Below are 14074 nucleotides of genomic sequence, written 5' to 3' on the forward strand. Positions count from 1 at the left end.
CAACCAATCCCCTTGCCCCGCACCGCATTCGGTCGCGGGGCTTTTTTTGTAGACGGGAACCGTACGTGCCGGATGTGAGAGGATGGCGAACGCAAAGTCGCCGCACATCACAAGGACCGAAATGAATATGCTCCCAGCGCGCGCCGTGCCATTCGTCTTGACGCTTGCGGCCCTTTGCACGCCGGTGCAGGCCTCGACGTGGCAGATCTGTGAAATTGAGCTGAAGGTTACCGAAGTGGTGAAACGACCCACGCCAGAGCTTAAGGTCCAGGTGCTGAAAGCGCGTCCGATTTCACCCAGCGTGGAATGTCCGACGGAGGGCGCGGTGCTCAGTTTCGTCCCGGAAACCGCCGACTACCAAGCCACGCTGCCGCGCCGGCAATGGCCCGCAAAAGGCCAGACGGTCCGGATCAAATACCGCTATCTGGATGGTATTTGCAAAGGCGATGGCAACGACTATCCCTGTCGTATCGAGCATTATCCGTTTGGGTCTCGATAAACTGGCCCCTGAAGCTAGATTGAAAGACCGTACCAATTGTCATGCCCGGTTTCGCCCCGGTTGGAACGCTCCAGCAGAAAACCACAGCGCTGAAGTACTTTTACCGAGCCTATGTTGGTCGCGTAGACATTGGCCTGCAGCCGACCGAGTCGCCAGTGCGACTGGGCCTGCTGGATCAAGTGCCTCACCGCCAGTGTCGCCTAATGGGCGATGTGCTCGCTACTGCGGCGTAATGCTGTTGATTTAAGAGGTTCAACAAACCTGTGGCGAGGGAGCTTGCTCCCGCTGGGCTGTGAAGCAGCCCCAAACGGCCAATGCGGTCCTCCAGACGGATCGCGTTTGCAGGTTTTGCGACTGCTGCGCAGCCGAGCGGGAGCAAGCTCCCTCGCCACGGTTTAAGTGAACAGCATTACGCTACTGCGGCGGGCGTTGCGGCAAGGCGGAATTGCCAAAGGTGTTGCCCATGCGAATTCGCGTAGCGGACTGGTTGTACAAGCCCAGCTTATTCGGCGCGCGCTGGTCGATCGGCACGTTCATCGCTTCCTGGTTCTTGCGAGCTGCCGCAGTGCCCTTCGGGTTAGCCATCTGCTCGCTCAGGCATTCATAGGACAGCGCCTTGTAGCCGTTCACCTCGACATTGATGCATCCCTCATTCACTGGCTCGGCGGCTTGCACCCACAAGGGAAGGATAAGAAACAGTGGCGTGAATACGCGACAGTCCATGACGAGGTTCCTCGCGGCGGCAGAAGAATCCAATCTACCTCGAAATCGCGCAGCGTATGGCGATGTTTTTTTTGCAGCGACCGTCACACAAACGACATGTACAGCTCTCATGATGCGCCAACGCAGGGCGTCGACACGCCGTTCGGGCCGGAAGCCGTCTATGTCAAGAGAAGCGCTGAGCAGGTGCTGCCTCGCGCCCACGGTACTGTTTTTTTTGCTCCATGCACTGATGCCGCAAAGGGATGCGTGGTCAGCCACGCCTGCGCCTCGTGAGGCTGGCCACCGAGCGGATCGCTTGGTCGAATTTGCAATCCCCGCTCAGGAGCTGAGTGCCGCCCTGGACCTTTACAGCAGAACCAGCGCAATGGCGATTCTGGTTGATCGCCAGCTGACGCACGGACGGCGATCGACGGCGGTGAATGGGCGCTTGCATGCGCGTCAGGCGCTGGAGCAGTTATTGGCCGGAAGTGGGCTGATGGCGCTGTACACCGGCGCGGATGCATTTACCGTCAAACGAGCCGAGGTCGCCAGCCGTGCAGGTACGTCGCCACGCCACGGCAATCCCAGGTTACGCGAGAACAGTTTTGCCAACGCCTTGCAGTCTGCGCTGGAGCAGGCGCTATGTCGCTCCGTGGTGACTCGCCCGGGCCGTTATCGCGCAGCGTTGCAGGTGTGGGTGGGCGCGTTGGGCGAGGTGCAGCACAGTCGCTTGCTGGCTTCCACCGGTAATGACCAGCGTGATGCGGCGATAATCGAGGCGTTGGGTCGATTGAATATCGGCCAGATACCGCCGTCGTCGTTGCCGCAGCCGGTGACTGTGCTGGTGATGCCGGACGCCGCTGTCGCAGGCATGGAATGCAACCCATAGGAAGGAGCGGTAAAGCCATGACGGAAAAGGAGCAGAGCGCCATGCTCAAGGTGTTCCTGGCTTCCTATGATGTGTTTCGCGCGCGCCTGCGCCGGCGTCTGGGCTCCGATGACCTGGCCAACGACGTATTGCATGAAACCTATCTGCGGGTAGACCGCATGGAACAGCCGGTGGATGTGCAGAAACCCGGCGCCTACCTGTTTCGCATGGCCCTGAACATCGCCGCTGACCGTCGTGCACAGGATGCGCGACTGCTCACCGGTATCGAAATCGAAGAGCTGATGCAAACGGTCGACGAGCATCAGGACCCGGCGGTGATCGTGGGCGGTCAGATTGAAATTCGCGCGCTGATGCAGGCGCTGACCGAGCTTTCCTCCAGGCGTCGGCAAATATTGATGGCATCGCGCATGGAGCAAACGCCGCATCAGGCGATCGCCCTGCGTTTTGGCATTTCCACCCGGATGGTCGAGAAGGAACTCAAGGCTGCGCTGGAATATTGTGCGGATCGCCTGGAAAGAAAAGTGATCCAGCGGTTCGGTCCCGGTGCGGGAAAACAGTCTTAGGTCATGAAGCGCGTGTCGCGCGTACTTTCTCGAGTCATTGCACGTTTGAAAAACATGTCCATAAGCGCATCTGAATCGGCCACTGCCACGGTTAGCCAGCTCCGGGACGAAGCCTTCCATTGGCTGGTGCGCCTGACGTCCGGGCACGCCACCCAAGCCGATGCCGAGGCCTTTCGCCGGTGGAGCGCACAGAGCTCGGAACATGCCCGGGCATTTGCCCAGGCCCGGCAGTTGTGGCAAGCCATGGCGCCTGCCGAGCAAATGCTCCAAGGCGTACAGGCGGCTAAGGTCATCGATCACCCCCGACGTTTCGGCCGGCGAGCGTTTCTCGGCGGGGCGATTGCCGCGTCAGTGGCGGTATTGGTAGCGCGTCCGGCGCTGTTGGATGGCTGGTCCATGGGGGCTGATTTTCATACCAATGTGGGTGAACAACGGCGTGTCGACCTGGTCCAGGGCGTAGTGCTTGAACTCAATACCCAGACGCGTATCAGCCAGCGCACCGTGGCCGCTGGCGATGCCGCCATCGAAGTGCTGAGCGGCGAAGTGGAGGTCCAGGCCCGTACGCCTTTGCGCGTATTGGCCGGCAATGCCGAGCTGCTGGCCGATGGCGCGCGGTTCAATGTACGGGCCATCGATGGCAGCGTGTGCGTAACGTGCCTGGAAGGCAGCGTGCAAGTCCAGCATCAAGGACGTCGCGTAAGCCTGGTGCAAGGCCTGCAATTGACCTATACCGCGCAGCGACAAGGCCAACCCAGCGCCTTCGACACACAGCAAGTGATGGCCTGGCGTGAGCAGATGCTGGTGTTCAACGACGCACCGCTGGCGAGCGTGATTGATGAAATCAACCGCTACCGCCCTGGGATGATTGTGCTGATGAACGCGCAACTGGGGCAGCGCAAGGTGCAGGCGCGCTTCAGCTTGGCGCAATTGGAAAATGTCGCCGTGCTGATTCGCGATGCCTATGGCGCCTCGATCACCGAGCTACCGGGCGGCATCGTGCTGGTCAGCTAAAACCGCCCATGCGATATCATTCAAGCGGCGCCAACACCTGGCGGTACTGCTCGGTGCCTTGCGCCGTGCGACGGCTGAAGCTGAACTCCAGGCCAGCCGGGTTTTCCTCCTTGCTGCCGGTCAGATGGCTCCAGCCACGATCCGCGCGCCAGACCCGCACATCGACGCGCTCCAGTTCACTGAGCACCGCCACGCCTTCCTTGGGCGCAGGTAATGGGTAGCGCGACCGGCCGGCACCTGCGGCGCGAAACAACGTGCCGTTGTCGATCCACCATTTCACGCGCTGCACGCTGCCGTCCTGCGCCGCCGTGGCGCGTATCAGTTCCAATTGCAACGGGTTGCTGTCGCTGCTGCGGATGCTGATCGCCGCAGGCGCCGGGAGGCTGGCGACAGACGGGTCGTCAGGGGCTTTTGGCTCGGCCAACTCAGTGGTGGCGCGCAGGGCAAAGTCTCGCTGCAACTGGTTGAGCGCACGCATCAGTTGCGCGTGTTGCTCGACGCTGTCCTGCAAGTGAGCGTCGGCGCGAGTCACGCCGTCGAGCCCGCGCCAGGCGATCAGGCTGACGATCGTCATCAGCATAATGGCTACCATCACCTCAATCAGCGTGAAGCCTCTTTGCCGGTCCATCAATGCACCTCGATGCGGCCAGTCGCGGTGCGCGTCACCGATACGCTGGCCTGGTTGCTGGACAGGGTGACTTGCAGGGGGGCGCCAATCCATTCGGCATCGAGCACCAGCGTTTTGCCCTGGCGTATCCGCACCTCCACTGGCGCCGAATCCCAGCGTCTGGGCCGTAGTTGCGGGTCGTTGATGAACTCCCGATCCCGCGCGTCGACGACATCCCGCCGCACGAAACGGTAGCCCTGGTTGTCGGCGACCCAAGTGATGGGCCGGCCGTCGCTGCGCGCTTCGGCCTGGGCGGTCTCCAGCAGCAACGCCAAGCGCTTGGCGTCTTCACGCAGGCCGCGCGCAGGGTCGGCGTGGATGTTCAAGCTGATGGCGGCGCTGGCAATGCCGATGATCACCAACACCACCATCAGTTCGATCAGCGTGAAGCCTTGTTGCCGGTGTCGCCAATTATTCATGGCGCTGCGCCTGTATCTGGGGTGGATTTGCAATAAAAACGTGAGAAAGCACGGGTAGCCTGATTCACTGGAATTCACGGAGGATCCGCTCATGCGCCATTTCCATCGGTTGAACCCGGCCACCCTGGTACAGGCTGCCGCCGTGCTTGCCAGCGTGGCGGGGCTCGTCATATGGGGTTTTTTGCTCAACGATTCGGCGCCCGTGCAAGCCCAGGCCAGCAGCGAAGCCTTGCCACCGCTGGCCGCCACCGGCCAGGAGGCGGCCCAGTGGTTTGCCAGTTCGGCGCATACCCTGGAGATCAAGCTCAGCGGCCTGCTAGCCGGCCCGAATGGCGCGGTAGCGGTCCTCAGTATCGATGACGGGCCGCCCCGGGCCTTCCTGGCGGGGGAGCAGTTGGGCGAGGGCGTGCGCTTGCGCGGTATCGAAGGCGACGCCGTGGTCATCGACCGCGCCGGCACTGAATCGCGTTTGCCGATAGCCCGCCTGCCGGCGCCGGTGGCGCTGCCGTCGCTGCGTTGATTCATGGTTTGGCGATGGGACGGCTGAACAACGTTTCCAGGCGCGCCAGCGGTGGCCCGTGTTGTTCGCGATCATGCACCAGGACCTGCACCCTCAGCAGATCGCCGCTGCGGGTTACCCGCTGTTCACAACTGAGCTTCAAACGTCCTTGATCACAGCGCTGCATGGCGCTGTCCTTATTTTTCACCCCGCGCAGACGCAGTTCGGCCAGGCTGTTCTGCGCCGCCAGCAGCGCTACCGAGCGCTCGCGCAGTAGCGCGTTGCTCTGGCTCATTTGCCCGCTGGCACGTACCGCCGCCGACATCGCCACCGCCACGATCAGCAGCGCCACCAACACTTCGATCAGGGTAAAACCGCGTTGCCGGGGCACCTGTCTGGTCATGGTGATGAGCGTCGTCGGGGGAAATGGACTTCAGCCTAATGCCCGCACTTGACGGATTGCTGACCAAAGCTCCTGAGGATTTTTTATACCAGTGACATATGCGACTGGAACAATCCGCAGCGAATGGAAACCTCAATCCGCGCCGAACCAGGCGCCAGCCAAGGAGTGTCGAGATGGGTGTCGTGTCGTCTAACCGTCCCACACAAGGCCCTCGCCGGCAGCGAGGTTTTACCCTGATCGAAATCATGGTCGTGGTGGTCATCCTCGGGATTCTCGCCGCCATGGTCGTGCCCAAAGTCCTCGACCGGCCGGACCAGGCCAGGGCCACGGCGGCTCGCCAGGACGTCGCCGGGCTGATGCAGGCGCTCAAGCTGTTCCGCCTTGATCAAGGGCGCTACCCGACCATGAACGAAGGCCTCGCAGCCTTGGCGCAAAAGCCTGCCAATGCCACCAGCGCCAATTGGCGTGCTTACCTGGAGCGATTGCCCAAGGACCCTTGGGGCCGTGCCTACAATTACCTCAACCCAGGCACCAACGGCGAGGTTGATGTGTTTTCCCTCGGCGCCGATGGCCAGCCCGATGGTGAAGGCGTCAACGCCGATATTGGCTCCTGGCAGCTTTAGCCGTGGGGCATTCAGCGCAGCGCGGCATGGCGGTGATCAGCGCCTTACTGGTAGCGACCGTGGTGGCGGTGATTGCCGCTGGCATGATCGCCCGGCAGACGCAGGTGACCCGTGGCGTTGAAAGCGAAAGCCAGCGGGTGCGGGGCGCCTGGCTGTCCAATGGGGTGCTGGAGTGGACCCGACAGGCGCTGTGGCAGCAACGGCTGCGCGAACCCATGACGCGTTTGGACCAGGACTGGGCGCAGCCCATGCGCGGCGTACGCCTGGGCTCTGAGAGCGGCGTATTCGACGGTCGCATCAGCGATGAGCAGAGCAAATTCAACCTGCGCAACCTGGTCCTGGACGGACAGCTCGACACGCTGGAATCCGCTGTGTTCGAACGCCTTTGCGCCGAACTGGGCGTACCGCTTGCCCAGGCCAATCGCATCGTCCAGCGCGTGATCGAGGCGTACCCCAGGCGCTTGCAGCCTGCGTCGCAAAGCACGAGCGCGGGAACGGGATTGGACAGCGGCCGCCTGACGTCACCCGACGCCGACAGCCGCCCGCTGCCCGCCACCCGGCCGATGTTGCGCCACTTCGATGACTTGGCCAGCTTGCCGGGTATCGACCCCGCCACTCTTGAGCGCTTGCGCCCCTTTGTCACGGTGCTGCCAGCGAGCACCTGGGTGAACGGCAACACCACCACTGCCCAAGTCCTGGCCGCGCGGGTGCCCGGCATGAGCGTGGCCCAGGCGCAAGCGCTGATCGCCGAGCGCGACCGTGGCCAGTGGTTCATCAACAGCGGGGATTACCTCAACCGCTTGCGTGTACCGCAGATGAGCACTGAACAACTGCGCCTGGGCATCACCAGCGAGTGGTTTCTGTTGCGCGGGCAATCCACCGTCGAGCAGCGCCAGTTCAGCGTCCAGGCGCTGTTTTATCGCGGTGAGCTGAACCGGCCCCGAGTGATCTGGTCGCGGGTGGGCGCATGAGCGTTTTGCTGCGGATGGCCCTGGCGCCGTTGGCGCAGTTGAACGCCGACAGCCTGTTGGAGTGTGCCTGGCTCGACCGTAAGGGCGCGTTGGTCAAGCAGGGTCGACAGTCTTTGCGCGAGCTGAGCAGCGCGGCCCAAGCCCAAGCGTTGGAGCTCTGTTTGCATCCCCAGGACAGCTTGCTGGCCTGCGTCGAATTGCCCCCGCTGCCAGCTGCGCGCCTGGGCGATGCCGTGCGTTGCGCGGCAGACAACCTGCTGCTGGGCAGCGACGATACCGTTCACCTGGTACACGGGCCTCGCGACATTGGCGGCCAGGTGCAATTGGCTTGGTTTGACCGGGCGGCGCTGCAGCGTCTCTCGCAGTTGTTGCAAACGCTCAAGTTGCAGCCGCGCGGCCTGTACGCGGCGCCGTGCTTTTTATCGTTGGCCGAGGCCGGCGCGTGCACGGCAACTTGGGTGGAGGATCATTTGCTGGTACGCGAGGACCTTCAGCGCGCCTGGGTTCATCCCTTGATGGAAGAAGGGCTCGAGCAATTGCGCGAGAGGACGGTGCGTTGGGTCGGTGCGCGGCCAGAAAGCTTGGCCGGCGTCGATCCATTGCCGGGCGAACAGCGCTGGATCGGCCCGGTGCCGTCATGGAGTCTGCTCAGCGGCATCGAGCAGAACCCACGGGGCAATCAGCGCTGGGGCCGCGCCGCAGCCTGTTGCGCGGTGGCGGCGTTGATCTGGGCCTTGGGCCTCAATCTGTATGCCATGCGGCTGGCCGATGAGGGCCAAGCAATCAAGAGACAGATGGTCAGTCGGGTGCAGCAGGTTTTCCCCGAGTTGCCGGTGGTCCTCAATCCCTTGCAACAGGCGCGTCAGCAACGCGATGCGCGACGCGACGGGGCGCTGGCCGAAGGACCGGTCAGCTTCGCGGTCCTGGTGCAGCAGGCGGCTGGGCATTTGCCGTTCATGGCGGGCGCCGTCGACAAGCTCGACTTTGATGGCACGGAATTGCACCTGACCCCGCGCGCGCCGGCCCGCAAACCCCCTGCCGAGAGCAGCTGGCAAGCCAGCCTGGCGCAAGGCGGCATACAAGCGGATCTGGCCAACGGGCAGTGGACCCTTAAGCGTTTGCCAGCGGACGCCAAGACGACGTCCGTCGCGGAGGCCGCGGATGAATAGCCTTGCCCGCTATCGCGCCCGCTGGCAGGCCCAGCGCGCCAGCGCACTGCAGTTCTGGCAACGCAGCAGCGCCCGGGATAAACGCATCTTGCGCGTCGCCGCCGTGGTGTTGCCGGTGATGGTGCTGTGGTACGGCCTGGTCCAACCGCCGCTGCAACGCATCGATCATTGGCAGGCCGAGCTGCCGCGCCTGCGTTCCCAGGCGGCAGCGCTGGAATCGGTGCTGGGCGAGGTGCAAGGCGCCAGCGTGCCGCCCGGCGCGATCACCCCGCAAGTTTTGCATGAGCGTTTGGATGGCATCGGTCTCGCGGGCGCCTACCGCCTGGAGAACAGCGCCGAGGGTGATGCCATGACGTGGCGGCTGACACTCGATAACGCCCCGGCCGACGCCGTGTTGAACTGGTTACTGGACGACGCACCCCGGCTCGGCCTGCGGGTGCGCGACGCTCATTTGCAACGGACAACAACGCAAAGTACTGAGACGGCCGCGCGGATTTCCGGGGTCGTCGGCATGGAACAGGCGCCAGGCGCTAAGGACTCTTCATGAAGCGGTTTGGTACGTACGCGTCAACATTTCCCTTGGCGCTGCTGCTGAGTGCCTGTAGCCAATGGGGCGGCGAGCAACCACAGCCCATCGCCGCGCAAAGCGAACTCGGCCAGCCGCTGGCGCAGACCGGCAGCGGCGATGCGCTGGTGGAGCGCCAGCGAGCCCAGGCGCAGGTGCAAGAGCAGCGACAGCGGCAGGTCAACAAGGCACCGTCGCGCTCGAGCCCGCGTTCTCCCGCCGATGCTGCGACGGTGGCCGGCAACGGCTTGGGCAAGCAGCCGGTGCAGTTGAATTTTGTCGAGGCCGACATTCCCGCCGTGGTGCGCGCTTTATCCCGGGCAACCGGTCGCCAGTTCCTGGTCGATCCGCGCATCAAAGGCCAACTGACCCTGGTGTCTGAAGGCGAAGTTCCGGCTCATACCGCCTACGACATGTTGCTGGCGGCCCTGCGCATGCAAGGCTTTGCCGTGGTCGAAGTGGAGGGCGTCAGCCAGGTGGTGCCGGAAGCCGATGCCAAGTTGCTGGGCGGCCCGGTGGGGGACGCCGACCGTCCGGCAGGCAATGGCATGATCACGCGGACCTACCGCCTGCAGTACGAAAACGCGGTCAACCTGATTCCGGTGCTGCGGCCTATCGTGTCGGCTAACAACCCCATCAATGCCTATCCTGGCAACAACACGGTGGTGGTCACCGACTACGCGGAAAACCTCAGGCGCGTGGCGCAGATCATCGCCAACATCGACATTCCCGGGGCCATCGACACCGATGTGGTGCCGGTGCAGAACGGGATCGCGGTCGACATCGCGACGATGGTCTCCGAGCTGCTGGACGTGCAGGGCGCCGATGCCACGCAAAAGGTCTCGGTGATTGGTGACCCACGGTCCAACAGCATCATCCTGCGCACCGGCAGCCCCGAGCGTACCGAATTGGCCCGCCAACTGATCTACAAGCTCGACAATGCCCAGAACAACCCGAGCAATCTTCACGTGGTGTACCTGCGCAACGCCCAGGCCAACAAACTGGCGCAGGCCCTGCGCGGCCTGCTCACCGGTGAAGGGGAAATGGCCGGTGCGTCCACCGACGGCGCGCGAGCCCTGTTGAGTGGCGGCGGCCTGGGTGGCCAATCGGGCAACAGCACCACCGGCAATGGCAGCAGTTCCTCGAGTAGCGGCGCCAGCTCGCAAAACAGCAACGGCCAGGGCGCCGGCCTGCAAATGCCGAGTGGTCAAAGCGGCCAGAGCGGCCATCAGTCCGGCGAAAGCGCGGTGGCGTTTTCCGCCAATGGCGTGACCGTGCAGGCCGATACCACCACCAACACTTTGCTGATTTCCGCCCCCGACCCGTTGTATCGCAACCTGCGGGAGGTCATCGACCTGCTCGACCAGCGCCGAGCCCAGGTGGTGATCGAAAGCCTGATCGTCGAAGTCAGTGAAGACGATGCCAGCGCATTCGGCATCCAATGGCAGGCCGGCGACCTTGCCGGCAATGGCTGGATCGGCGGCGCCAACCTGGGCGGCGCCGGCATCAATACGTCGGCCAAGAACAGTATCGATGCGCTGCCCGGTGGCCTGAGCATCGGCAAGGTCTCGGGCACCGTGAATATTCCGGGCATCGGCCAGGTGTTGGATCTGAAAGTGCTGGCCCGCGCGCTGAAAAGCAAGGGCGGTACCAACGTGCTGTCCACGCCCAATCTGCTGACGCTGGACAACGAAGCGGCGAGTATTTTCGTCGGTCAGACCATCCCGTTCGTCACGGGCAACTATGTGACCAATGGCGGGGGCAACAGCAACAACCCGTTCCAGACCATCGAGCGCGAGGAAGTAGGGCTGCGCCTGAACGTGCGTCCGCAGATCTCCGAAGGCGGCACGGTCAAGCTGGACATCTACCAGGAAGTCAGCAGCGTGGACCCGCGCGCGTCCAGCGACGCCGGCACGGTGACCAACAAGCGCGCCATCGACACCAGCATCCTGCTCGACGATGGACAGATCATGGTTCTGGGCGGCTTGCTCCAGGATGGTTTTACCGAGAGCTCCGATGCCATTCCGGGGCTGGGCAGCATCCCCGGTATCGGCGCGCTGTTTCGCAGCGACAGCCGCTCGAGGACCAAGACCAACCTGATGGTATTCCTGCGCCCGTACATCATCCGCGACAACAATGTCGGACGCAGTATTACCCTCAATCGCTATGACTTTATCCGTCGCGCCCAAGGCAATTTGCAGCCTATCCACCGATGGCCGCTCACCGACATGCAGGCGCCGCAGTTGCCGCCAGCCGAGCAGGCGATGCCGCTCAACGTGCCGTCACGCAATTCAGCGCCGCTCAATCAGGTGCCCCGCGCAGCCATCCGCGCCGTGCCGCTGGAAACGGGCAAGCAGCCATGAACCCTGGGCAACCAACCCGCCAGGGCGCCTTGCCCTACGCCTGGGCCAAGGCCCAACGGCTGTTGCTCAAGGCTGGCGAGGAGGGCGAAGTGCTGTTGGTCAGCGCCGCAACGCCCGGCTGGGCCATCAATGAGGTTCGTCGCCGCTATGGCATCACCGCCTTGCAACGCATACGCGACGATGAGTTGGAAGCGCTGCTGACCAGCGCCTACGCCGATACCGGCAGCGCCGCCGCGATCGTCGGCGCGGCGGAAAATGAAGTCGACCTGGACCGGCTGATGCAAGACATCCCGGAAGTCGCCGACCTGCTGGACAGCGAAGGTGGCGCCCCGGTGATCCGCATGATCAACGCGTTGCTGACCCAGGCGGCGCGGGATGAAGCCAGCGATATTCATATCGAGCCGTTCGAAACTCATTCCGTGGTGCGCTACCGCGTCGATGGCGCCCTGCGCGATGTGGTCGCGCCGCGCAAGGCCCTGCATGCGGCGCTGGTGTCGCGGATCAAGATCATGGCGCAGTTGGATATCGCCGAGAAACGCTTGCCCCAAGACGGCCGCATAGCCCTGCGTGTCGCCGGGCGGCCGATTGACGTGCGGGTGTCCACCGTGCCCACCGGCCACGGCGAACGCGTGGTGATGCGTCTGCTGGATAAACAGGCCGGGCGGTTACAGCTGGAAACCTTGGGCATGGCGCCCGCCGTGCTCACTCAACTGGACCAACTGATCCGCCAACCCCACGGCATCGTGCTCGTCACCGGCCCCACCGGCAGCGGCAAGACCACCACGCTCTATGCCGCCCTGGCCCGTCTGGATGCCAGTACCAGCAACATCCTCACTGTCGAAGACCCGGTGGAATACGATTTGCCGGGCATCAGCCAGATTCAGGTCAACAGCCGGATTGACATGAGCTTCGGCCTGGCCCTGCGGGCCATTCTGCGCCAGGATCCGGACGTGATCATGATCGGCGAAATCCGCGACCAGGAAACCGCCCAGATTGCAGTCCAGGCCTCATTGACCGGGCACCTGGTCCTGGCGACCCTGCACACCAACGACGCCGTGTCGGCGGTGACGCGGCTGACCGATATCGGCGTGGAGCCCTTTTTGTTGGCGTCGTCACTGCTCGGCGTCCTCGCGCAACGCCTGGTGCGGCGCCTGTGTCCGGAATGCAAGCAGCCTGACGAAGCGGTGCCGGGGCAGTGGCGCCCCCACGGCTGCCCGCGCTGCAACCACACCGGCTACAGCGGTCGTACCGGCATTCACGAATTGTTCGTGGTGGACGACGAGGTGCGCCGACTGATCCACCAGGGCGAAGGCGAACAGGCGCTGCGCATTTGTGCGCGGCAGGCCGGTATGTTGAGCATGCGCGAGGACGGCGAGCGGTGGGTGGCCAGTGGCTCCACCGCCCGCGAAGAAATCCTGCGCGTGACCCGGGACGCCTGATGAACCGCTACCGTTTCGAGGCCGCCGATGCCTCCGGGAAAATCCAACAAGGCGTGCTGGAAGCCGACAGCCAGCGCAGTGCGATGGGTGAACTGCGTGGCCGTGGGTTAACGCCGTTGCGCATCGATGAACAGCAACCCGTCAACAGCGCCAGTGCGCCCGGTATATTCAGCCCCAAGCTGTCCGACGGCGATCTGGCCTGGGCCACCCGCCAACTGGCGAGCCTGCTGGGCGCCAGCTTGCCGTTGGAAGCGGCCCTGTCGGCCACCGTGGACCAGGCCGAGAAACGCCACATCGCCGAGACCCTGGGCGCCGTGCGTGGCGACGTGCGCAATGGCATGCGCCTGGCCGATGCGCTCGCCGCACGGCCACGGGATTTTCCCGAGATCTACCGGGCGATGATTGCCGCTGGCGAAGAGTCCGGCGACCTTGCCCAGGTGATGGAGCGCCTGGCCGACTACATCGAAGAACGCAACAACCTGCGGGGCAAGATCCTCACGGCGTTTATCTACCCGGCGGTGGTGGGCGTGGTCTCCATCGTCATCGTGATTTTCCTGCTGGGCTTCGTGGTGCCGCAGGTGGTCAGCGCCTTTTCCCAGGCGCGCCAGGACCTGCCAGCCCTGACCCGAGTGATGCTGCAGGCCAGCGATTTCCTGCGCGCGTGGGGCTGGGCTTGTTTCGCCGGGCTGGCCGGTTGCTGGTGGGGGTGGCGCCGCTATTTGCGTAACGCCGAGGCACGCCTGGCCTGGCATAGCCGGGTGTTGCGGCTTCCGCTGATCGGCCGCTTCGTGCTCGGGGTGAACACGGCGCGTTTCGCCTCGACCCTGGCAATTCTCGGCAGCGCCGGCGTGCCGCTGTTGCGCGCCCTGGACGCCGCCGGGCAGACGTTGGCCAACGACCGTCTGGGCCATTGCGTGGCGGATGCGACGCTGCGGGTACGCGAAGGCGTGGGCCTTGCCAATGCGCTGCGAGTCGGCAAGGTGTTCCCGCCCATCCTGATCCACCTGATCGCCAGCGGCGAAAAAACCGGTAACTTGCCGCCCATGCTCGAACGCGCCGCGCAAACCCTGTCCCGCGACATCGAACGGCGGGCCATGGGCATGACGGCGCTGTTGGAGCCGCTGATGATCGTGATCATGGGTGGCGTCGTGCTGACCATCGTCATGGCTGTGCTGCTGCCGATCATCGAGATCAATCAGCTGGTGCAATGAAGGCTGCGTAATCCCACACCAGAGCGCCACTCGGGGTCATCCGTTCGACATGTACGGCGCGCCAGGCTACGGCCCACGGGG

General features: G+C 63.9%; 16 protein-coding genes and 1 pseudogene. 12 read left to right on the forward strand and 5 right to left on the reverse strand.

Annotated elements, in window-relative coordinates; all coding sequences use genetic code 11:
• Nucleotides 1-127: 127 nt before the first annotated feature.
• Complete coding sequence (locus HU762_RS17965) at nucleotides 128-499, forward strand: hypothetical protein (RefSeq protein ID WP_186639388.1); 372 nt, start codon at nucleotides 128-130, stop codon at nucleotides 497-499.
• Between the two features lie 14 nt (nucleotides 500-513).
• Here HU762_RS17965 and HU762_RS26750 read toward each other — a convergent pair.
• Together HU762_RS26750 and HU762_RS17970 are read right to left on the reverse strand one after the other, a co-directional pair.
• A pseudogene (locus HU762_RS26750) lies at nucleotides 514-699 on the reverse strand (GNAT family N-acetyltransferase); the annotation flags it as partial.
• Nucleotides 700-913: 214 nt separating this feature from the next.
• Nucleotides 914-1222: a hypothetical protein gene (locus tag HU762_RS17970; RefSeq protein ID WP_186639264.1), complete on the reverse strand. Its 309-nt coding sequence runs from the start codon at nucleotides 1220-1222 to the stop codon at nucleotides 914-916.
• Nucleotides 1223-1586: 364 nt separating this feature from the next.
• On the opposite strand from HU762_RS17970, the gene HU762_RS17975 reads away from it, so the two are divergent.
• From HU762_RS17975 to HU762_RS17985, 3 genes are read left to right on the forward strand one after another with little or no spacing between them, the layout of a single operon-like run.
• On the forward strand, nucleotides 1587-2090 hold the full coding sequence (locus HU762_RS17975) for an STN domain-containing protein (RefSeq protein WP_225923574.1): 504 nt from the start codon (nucleotides 1587-1589) through the stop codon (nucleotides 2088-2090).
• A 17-nt stretch (nucleotides 2091-2107) separates the two neighbouring features.
• Nucleotides 2108-2653: an RNA polymerase sigma factor gene (locus HU762_RS17980; RefSeq protein WP_186639268.1), complete on the forward strand. Its 546-nt coding sequence runs from the start codon at nucleotides 2108-2110 to the stop codon at nucleotides 2651-2653.
• A gap of 54 nt (nucleotides 2654-2707) precedes the next feature.
• Nucleotides 2708-3664, forward strand: coding sequence for a FecR family protein (locus HU762_RS17985; protein WP_186639270.1), 957 nt, complete (start codon nucleotides 2708-2710; stop codon nucleotides 3662-3664).
• Nucleotides 3665-3680: 16 nt separating this feature from the next.
• Here HU762_RS17985 and HU762_RS17990 read toward each other — a convergent pair whose 3' ends face one another.
• Nucleotides 3681-4292 (reverse strand): prepilin-type N-terminal cleavage/methylation domain-containing protein, encoded by a 612-nt coding sequence (locus tag HU762_RS17990; RefSeq protein ID WP_186639272.1) that lies wholly within the window; start codon nucleotides 4290-4292, stop codon nucleotides 3681-3683.
• Nucleotides 4292-4750, reverse strand: a complete 459-nt coding sequence (gene gspH, locus HU762_RS17995; protein ID WP_186639274.1) for a type II secretion system minor pseudopilin GspH — start codon at nucleotides 4748-4750, stop codon at nucleotides 4292-4294. Before gspH ends, HU762_RS17990 begins: the two co-directional genes overlap by 1 nt.
• A 91-nt stretch (nucleotides 4751-4841) precedes the next feature.
• Here gspH and HU762_RS18000 point away from each other — a divergent pair, with 91 nt between their 5' ends.
• Entirely contained in the window at nucleotides 4842-5270 is a 429-nt protein-coding gene (locus HU762_RS18000) for a type II secretion system protein N (RefSeq protein WP_186639276.1), read from the forward strand.
• 1 nt (nucleotide 5271) lies between these two features.
• Here the strand turns inward: HU762_RS18000 and gspI are convergent, their stop codons facing one another.
• Nucleotides 5272-5652, reverse strand: coding sequence for a type II secretion system minor pseudopilin GspI (gspI, locus tag HU762_RS18005; RefSeq protein WP_186610012.1), 381 nt, complete (start codon nucleotides 5650-5652; stop codon nucleotides 5272-5274).
• A 173-nt stretch (nucleotides 5653-5825) separates the two neighbouring features.
• Between gspI and gspG the strand changes: the two genes are divergently transcribed.
• The 7 genes from gspG to gspF are packed head-to-tail and all read left to right on the forward strand — an operon-like array spanning nucleotide 5826 to nucleotide 13993.
• On the forward strand, nucleotides 5826-6275 hold the full coding sequence (gspG, locus tag HU762_RS18010; protein WP_186639278.1) for a type II secretion system major pseudopilin GspG: 450 nt from the start codon (nucleotides 5826-5828) through the stop codon (nucleotides 6273-6275).
• 26 nt (nucleotides 6276-6301) lie between these two features.
• A complete protein-coding gene (gene gspK / locus HU762_RS18015) occupies nucleotides 6302-7246 on the forward strand; it encodes a type II secretion system minor pseudopilin GspK (protein WP_186639390.1) in 945 nt (314 codons plus the stop codon).
• Nucleotides 7243-8415, forward strand: a complete 1173-nt coding sequence (gene gspL, locus HU762_RS18020; RefSeq protein WP_186639280.1) for a type II secretion system protein GspL — start codon at nucleotides 7243-7245, stop codon at nucleotides 8413-8415. Before gspK ends, gspL begins: the two co-directional genes overlap by 4 nt.
• The gene (gene gspM / locus HU762_RS18025; RefSeq protein WP_186639282.1) at nucleotides 8408-8962 is read left to right on the forward strand and encodes a type II secretion system protein GspM; all 555 of its coding nucleotides are present in this window, start codon (nucleotides 8408-8410) and stop codon (nucleotides 8960-8962) included. The genes gspL and gspM overlap by 8 nt, the downstream gene beginning before the upstream one ends.
• A complete protein-coding gene (gene gspD / locus HU762_RS18030; RefSeq protein WP_186639284.1) occupies nucleotides 8959-11343 on the forward strand; it encodes a type II secretion system secretin GspD in 2385 nt (794 codons plus the stop codon). Before gspM ends, gspD begins: the two co-directional genes overlap by 4 nt.
• The gene (gene gspE, locus HU762_RS18035; RefSeq protein ID WP_186639286.1) at nucleotides 11340-12782 is read left to right on the forward strand and encodes a type II secretion system ATPase GspE; all 1443 of its coding nucleotides are present in this window, start codon (nucleotides 11340-11342) and stop codon (nucleotides 12780-12782) included. Before gspD ends, gspE begins: the two co-directional genes overlap by 4 nt.
• A complete protein-coding gene (gene gspF, locus HU762_RS18040) occupies nucleotides 12782-13993 on the forward strand; it encodes a type II secretion system inner membrane protein GspF (protein WP_186639288.1) in 1212 nt (403 codons plus the stop codon). The genes gspE and gspF overlap by 1 nt, the downstream gene beginning before the upstream one ends.
• The last annotated feature ends 81 nt before the right edge of the window (nucleotides 13994-14074 follow it).

The organism is Pseudomonas sp. SWRI92, assembly GCF_014268685.1.
In the GTDB taxonomy this organism is placed as follows: domain Bacteria; phylum Pseudomonadota; class Gammaproteobacteria; order Pseudomonadales; family Pseudomonadaceae; genus Aquipseudomonas; species Aquipseudomonas marvdashtae.

What these genes read in the sequence shown, in the direction of transcription:
- HU762_RS17965 (WP_186639388.1), top strand. Translation starts at nt 128, where the DNA reads ATGCTCCCAGCGCGCGCCGTGCCATTCGTCTTGACGCTTGCGGCCCTT.
- HU762_RS17970 (WP_186639264.1), bottom strand. Translation starts at nt 1,222, where the DNA reads ATGGACTGTCGCGTATTCACGCCACTGTTTCTTATCCTTCCCTTGTGG.
- HU762_RS17975 (WP_225923574.1), top strand. Translation starts at nt 1,587, where the DNA reads ATGGCGATTCTGGTTGATCGCCAGCTGACGCACGGACGGCGATCGACG.
- HU762_RS17980 (WP_186639268.1), top strand. Translation starts at nt 2,108, where the DNA reads ATGACGGAAAAGGAGCAGAGCGCCATGCTCAAGGTGTTCCTGGCTTCC.
- HU762_RS17985 (WP_186639270.1), top strand. Translation starts at nt 2,708, where the DNA reads ATGTCCATAAGCGCATCTGAATCGGCCACTGCCACGGTTAGCCAGCTC.
- HU762_RS17990 (WP_186639272.1), bottom strand. Translation starts at nt 4,292, where the DNA reads ATGGACCGGCAAAGAGGCTTCACGCTGATTGAGGTGATGGTAGCCATT.
- gspH (WP_186639274.1), bottom strand. Translation starts at nt 4,750, where the DNA reads ATGAATAATTGGCGACACCGGCAACAAGGCTTCACGCTGATCGAACTG.
- HU762_RS18000 (WP_186639276.1), top strand. Translation starts at nt 4,842, where the DNA reads ATGCGCCATTTCCATCGGTTGAACCCGGCCACCCTGGTACAGGCTGCC.
- gspI (WP_186610012.1), bottom strand. Translation starts at nt 5,652, where the DNA reads ATGACCAGACAGGTGCCCCGGCAACGCGGTTTTACCCTGATCGAAGTG.
- gspG (WP_186639278.1), top strand. Translation starts at nt 5,826, where the DNA reads ATGGGTGTCGTGTCGTCTAACCGTCCCACACAAGGCCCTCGCCGGCAG.
- gspK (WP_186639390.1), top strand. Translation starts at nt 6,302, where the DNA reads ATGGCGGTGATCAGCGCCTTACTGGTAGCGACCGTGGTGGCGGTGATT.
- gspL (WP_186639280.1), top strand. Translation starts at nt 7,243, where the DNA reads ATGAGCGTTTTGCTGCGGATGGCCCTGGCGCCGTTGGCGCAGTTGAAC.
- gspM (WP_186639282.1), top strand. Translation starts at nt 8,408, where the DNA reads ATGAATAGCCTTGCCCGCTATCGCGCCCGCTGGCAGGCCCAGCGCGCC.
- gspD (WP_186639284.1), top strand. Translation starts at nt 8,959, where the DNA reads ATGAAGCGGTTTGGTACGTACGCGTCAACATTTCCCTTGGCGCTGCTG.
- gspE (WP_186639286.1), top strand. Translation starts at nt 11,340, where the DNA reads ATGAACCCTGGGCAACCAACCCGCCAGGGCGCCTTGCCCTACGCCTGG.
- gspF (WP_186639288.1), top strand. Translation starts at nt 12,782, where the DNA reads ATGAACCGCTACCGTTTCGAGGCCGCCGATGCCTCCGGGAAAATCCAA.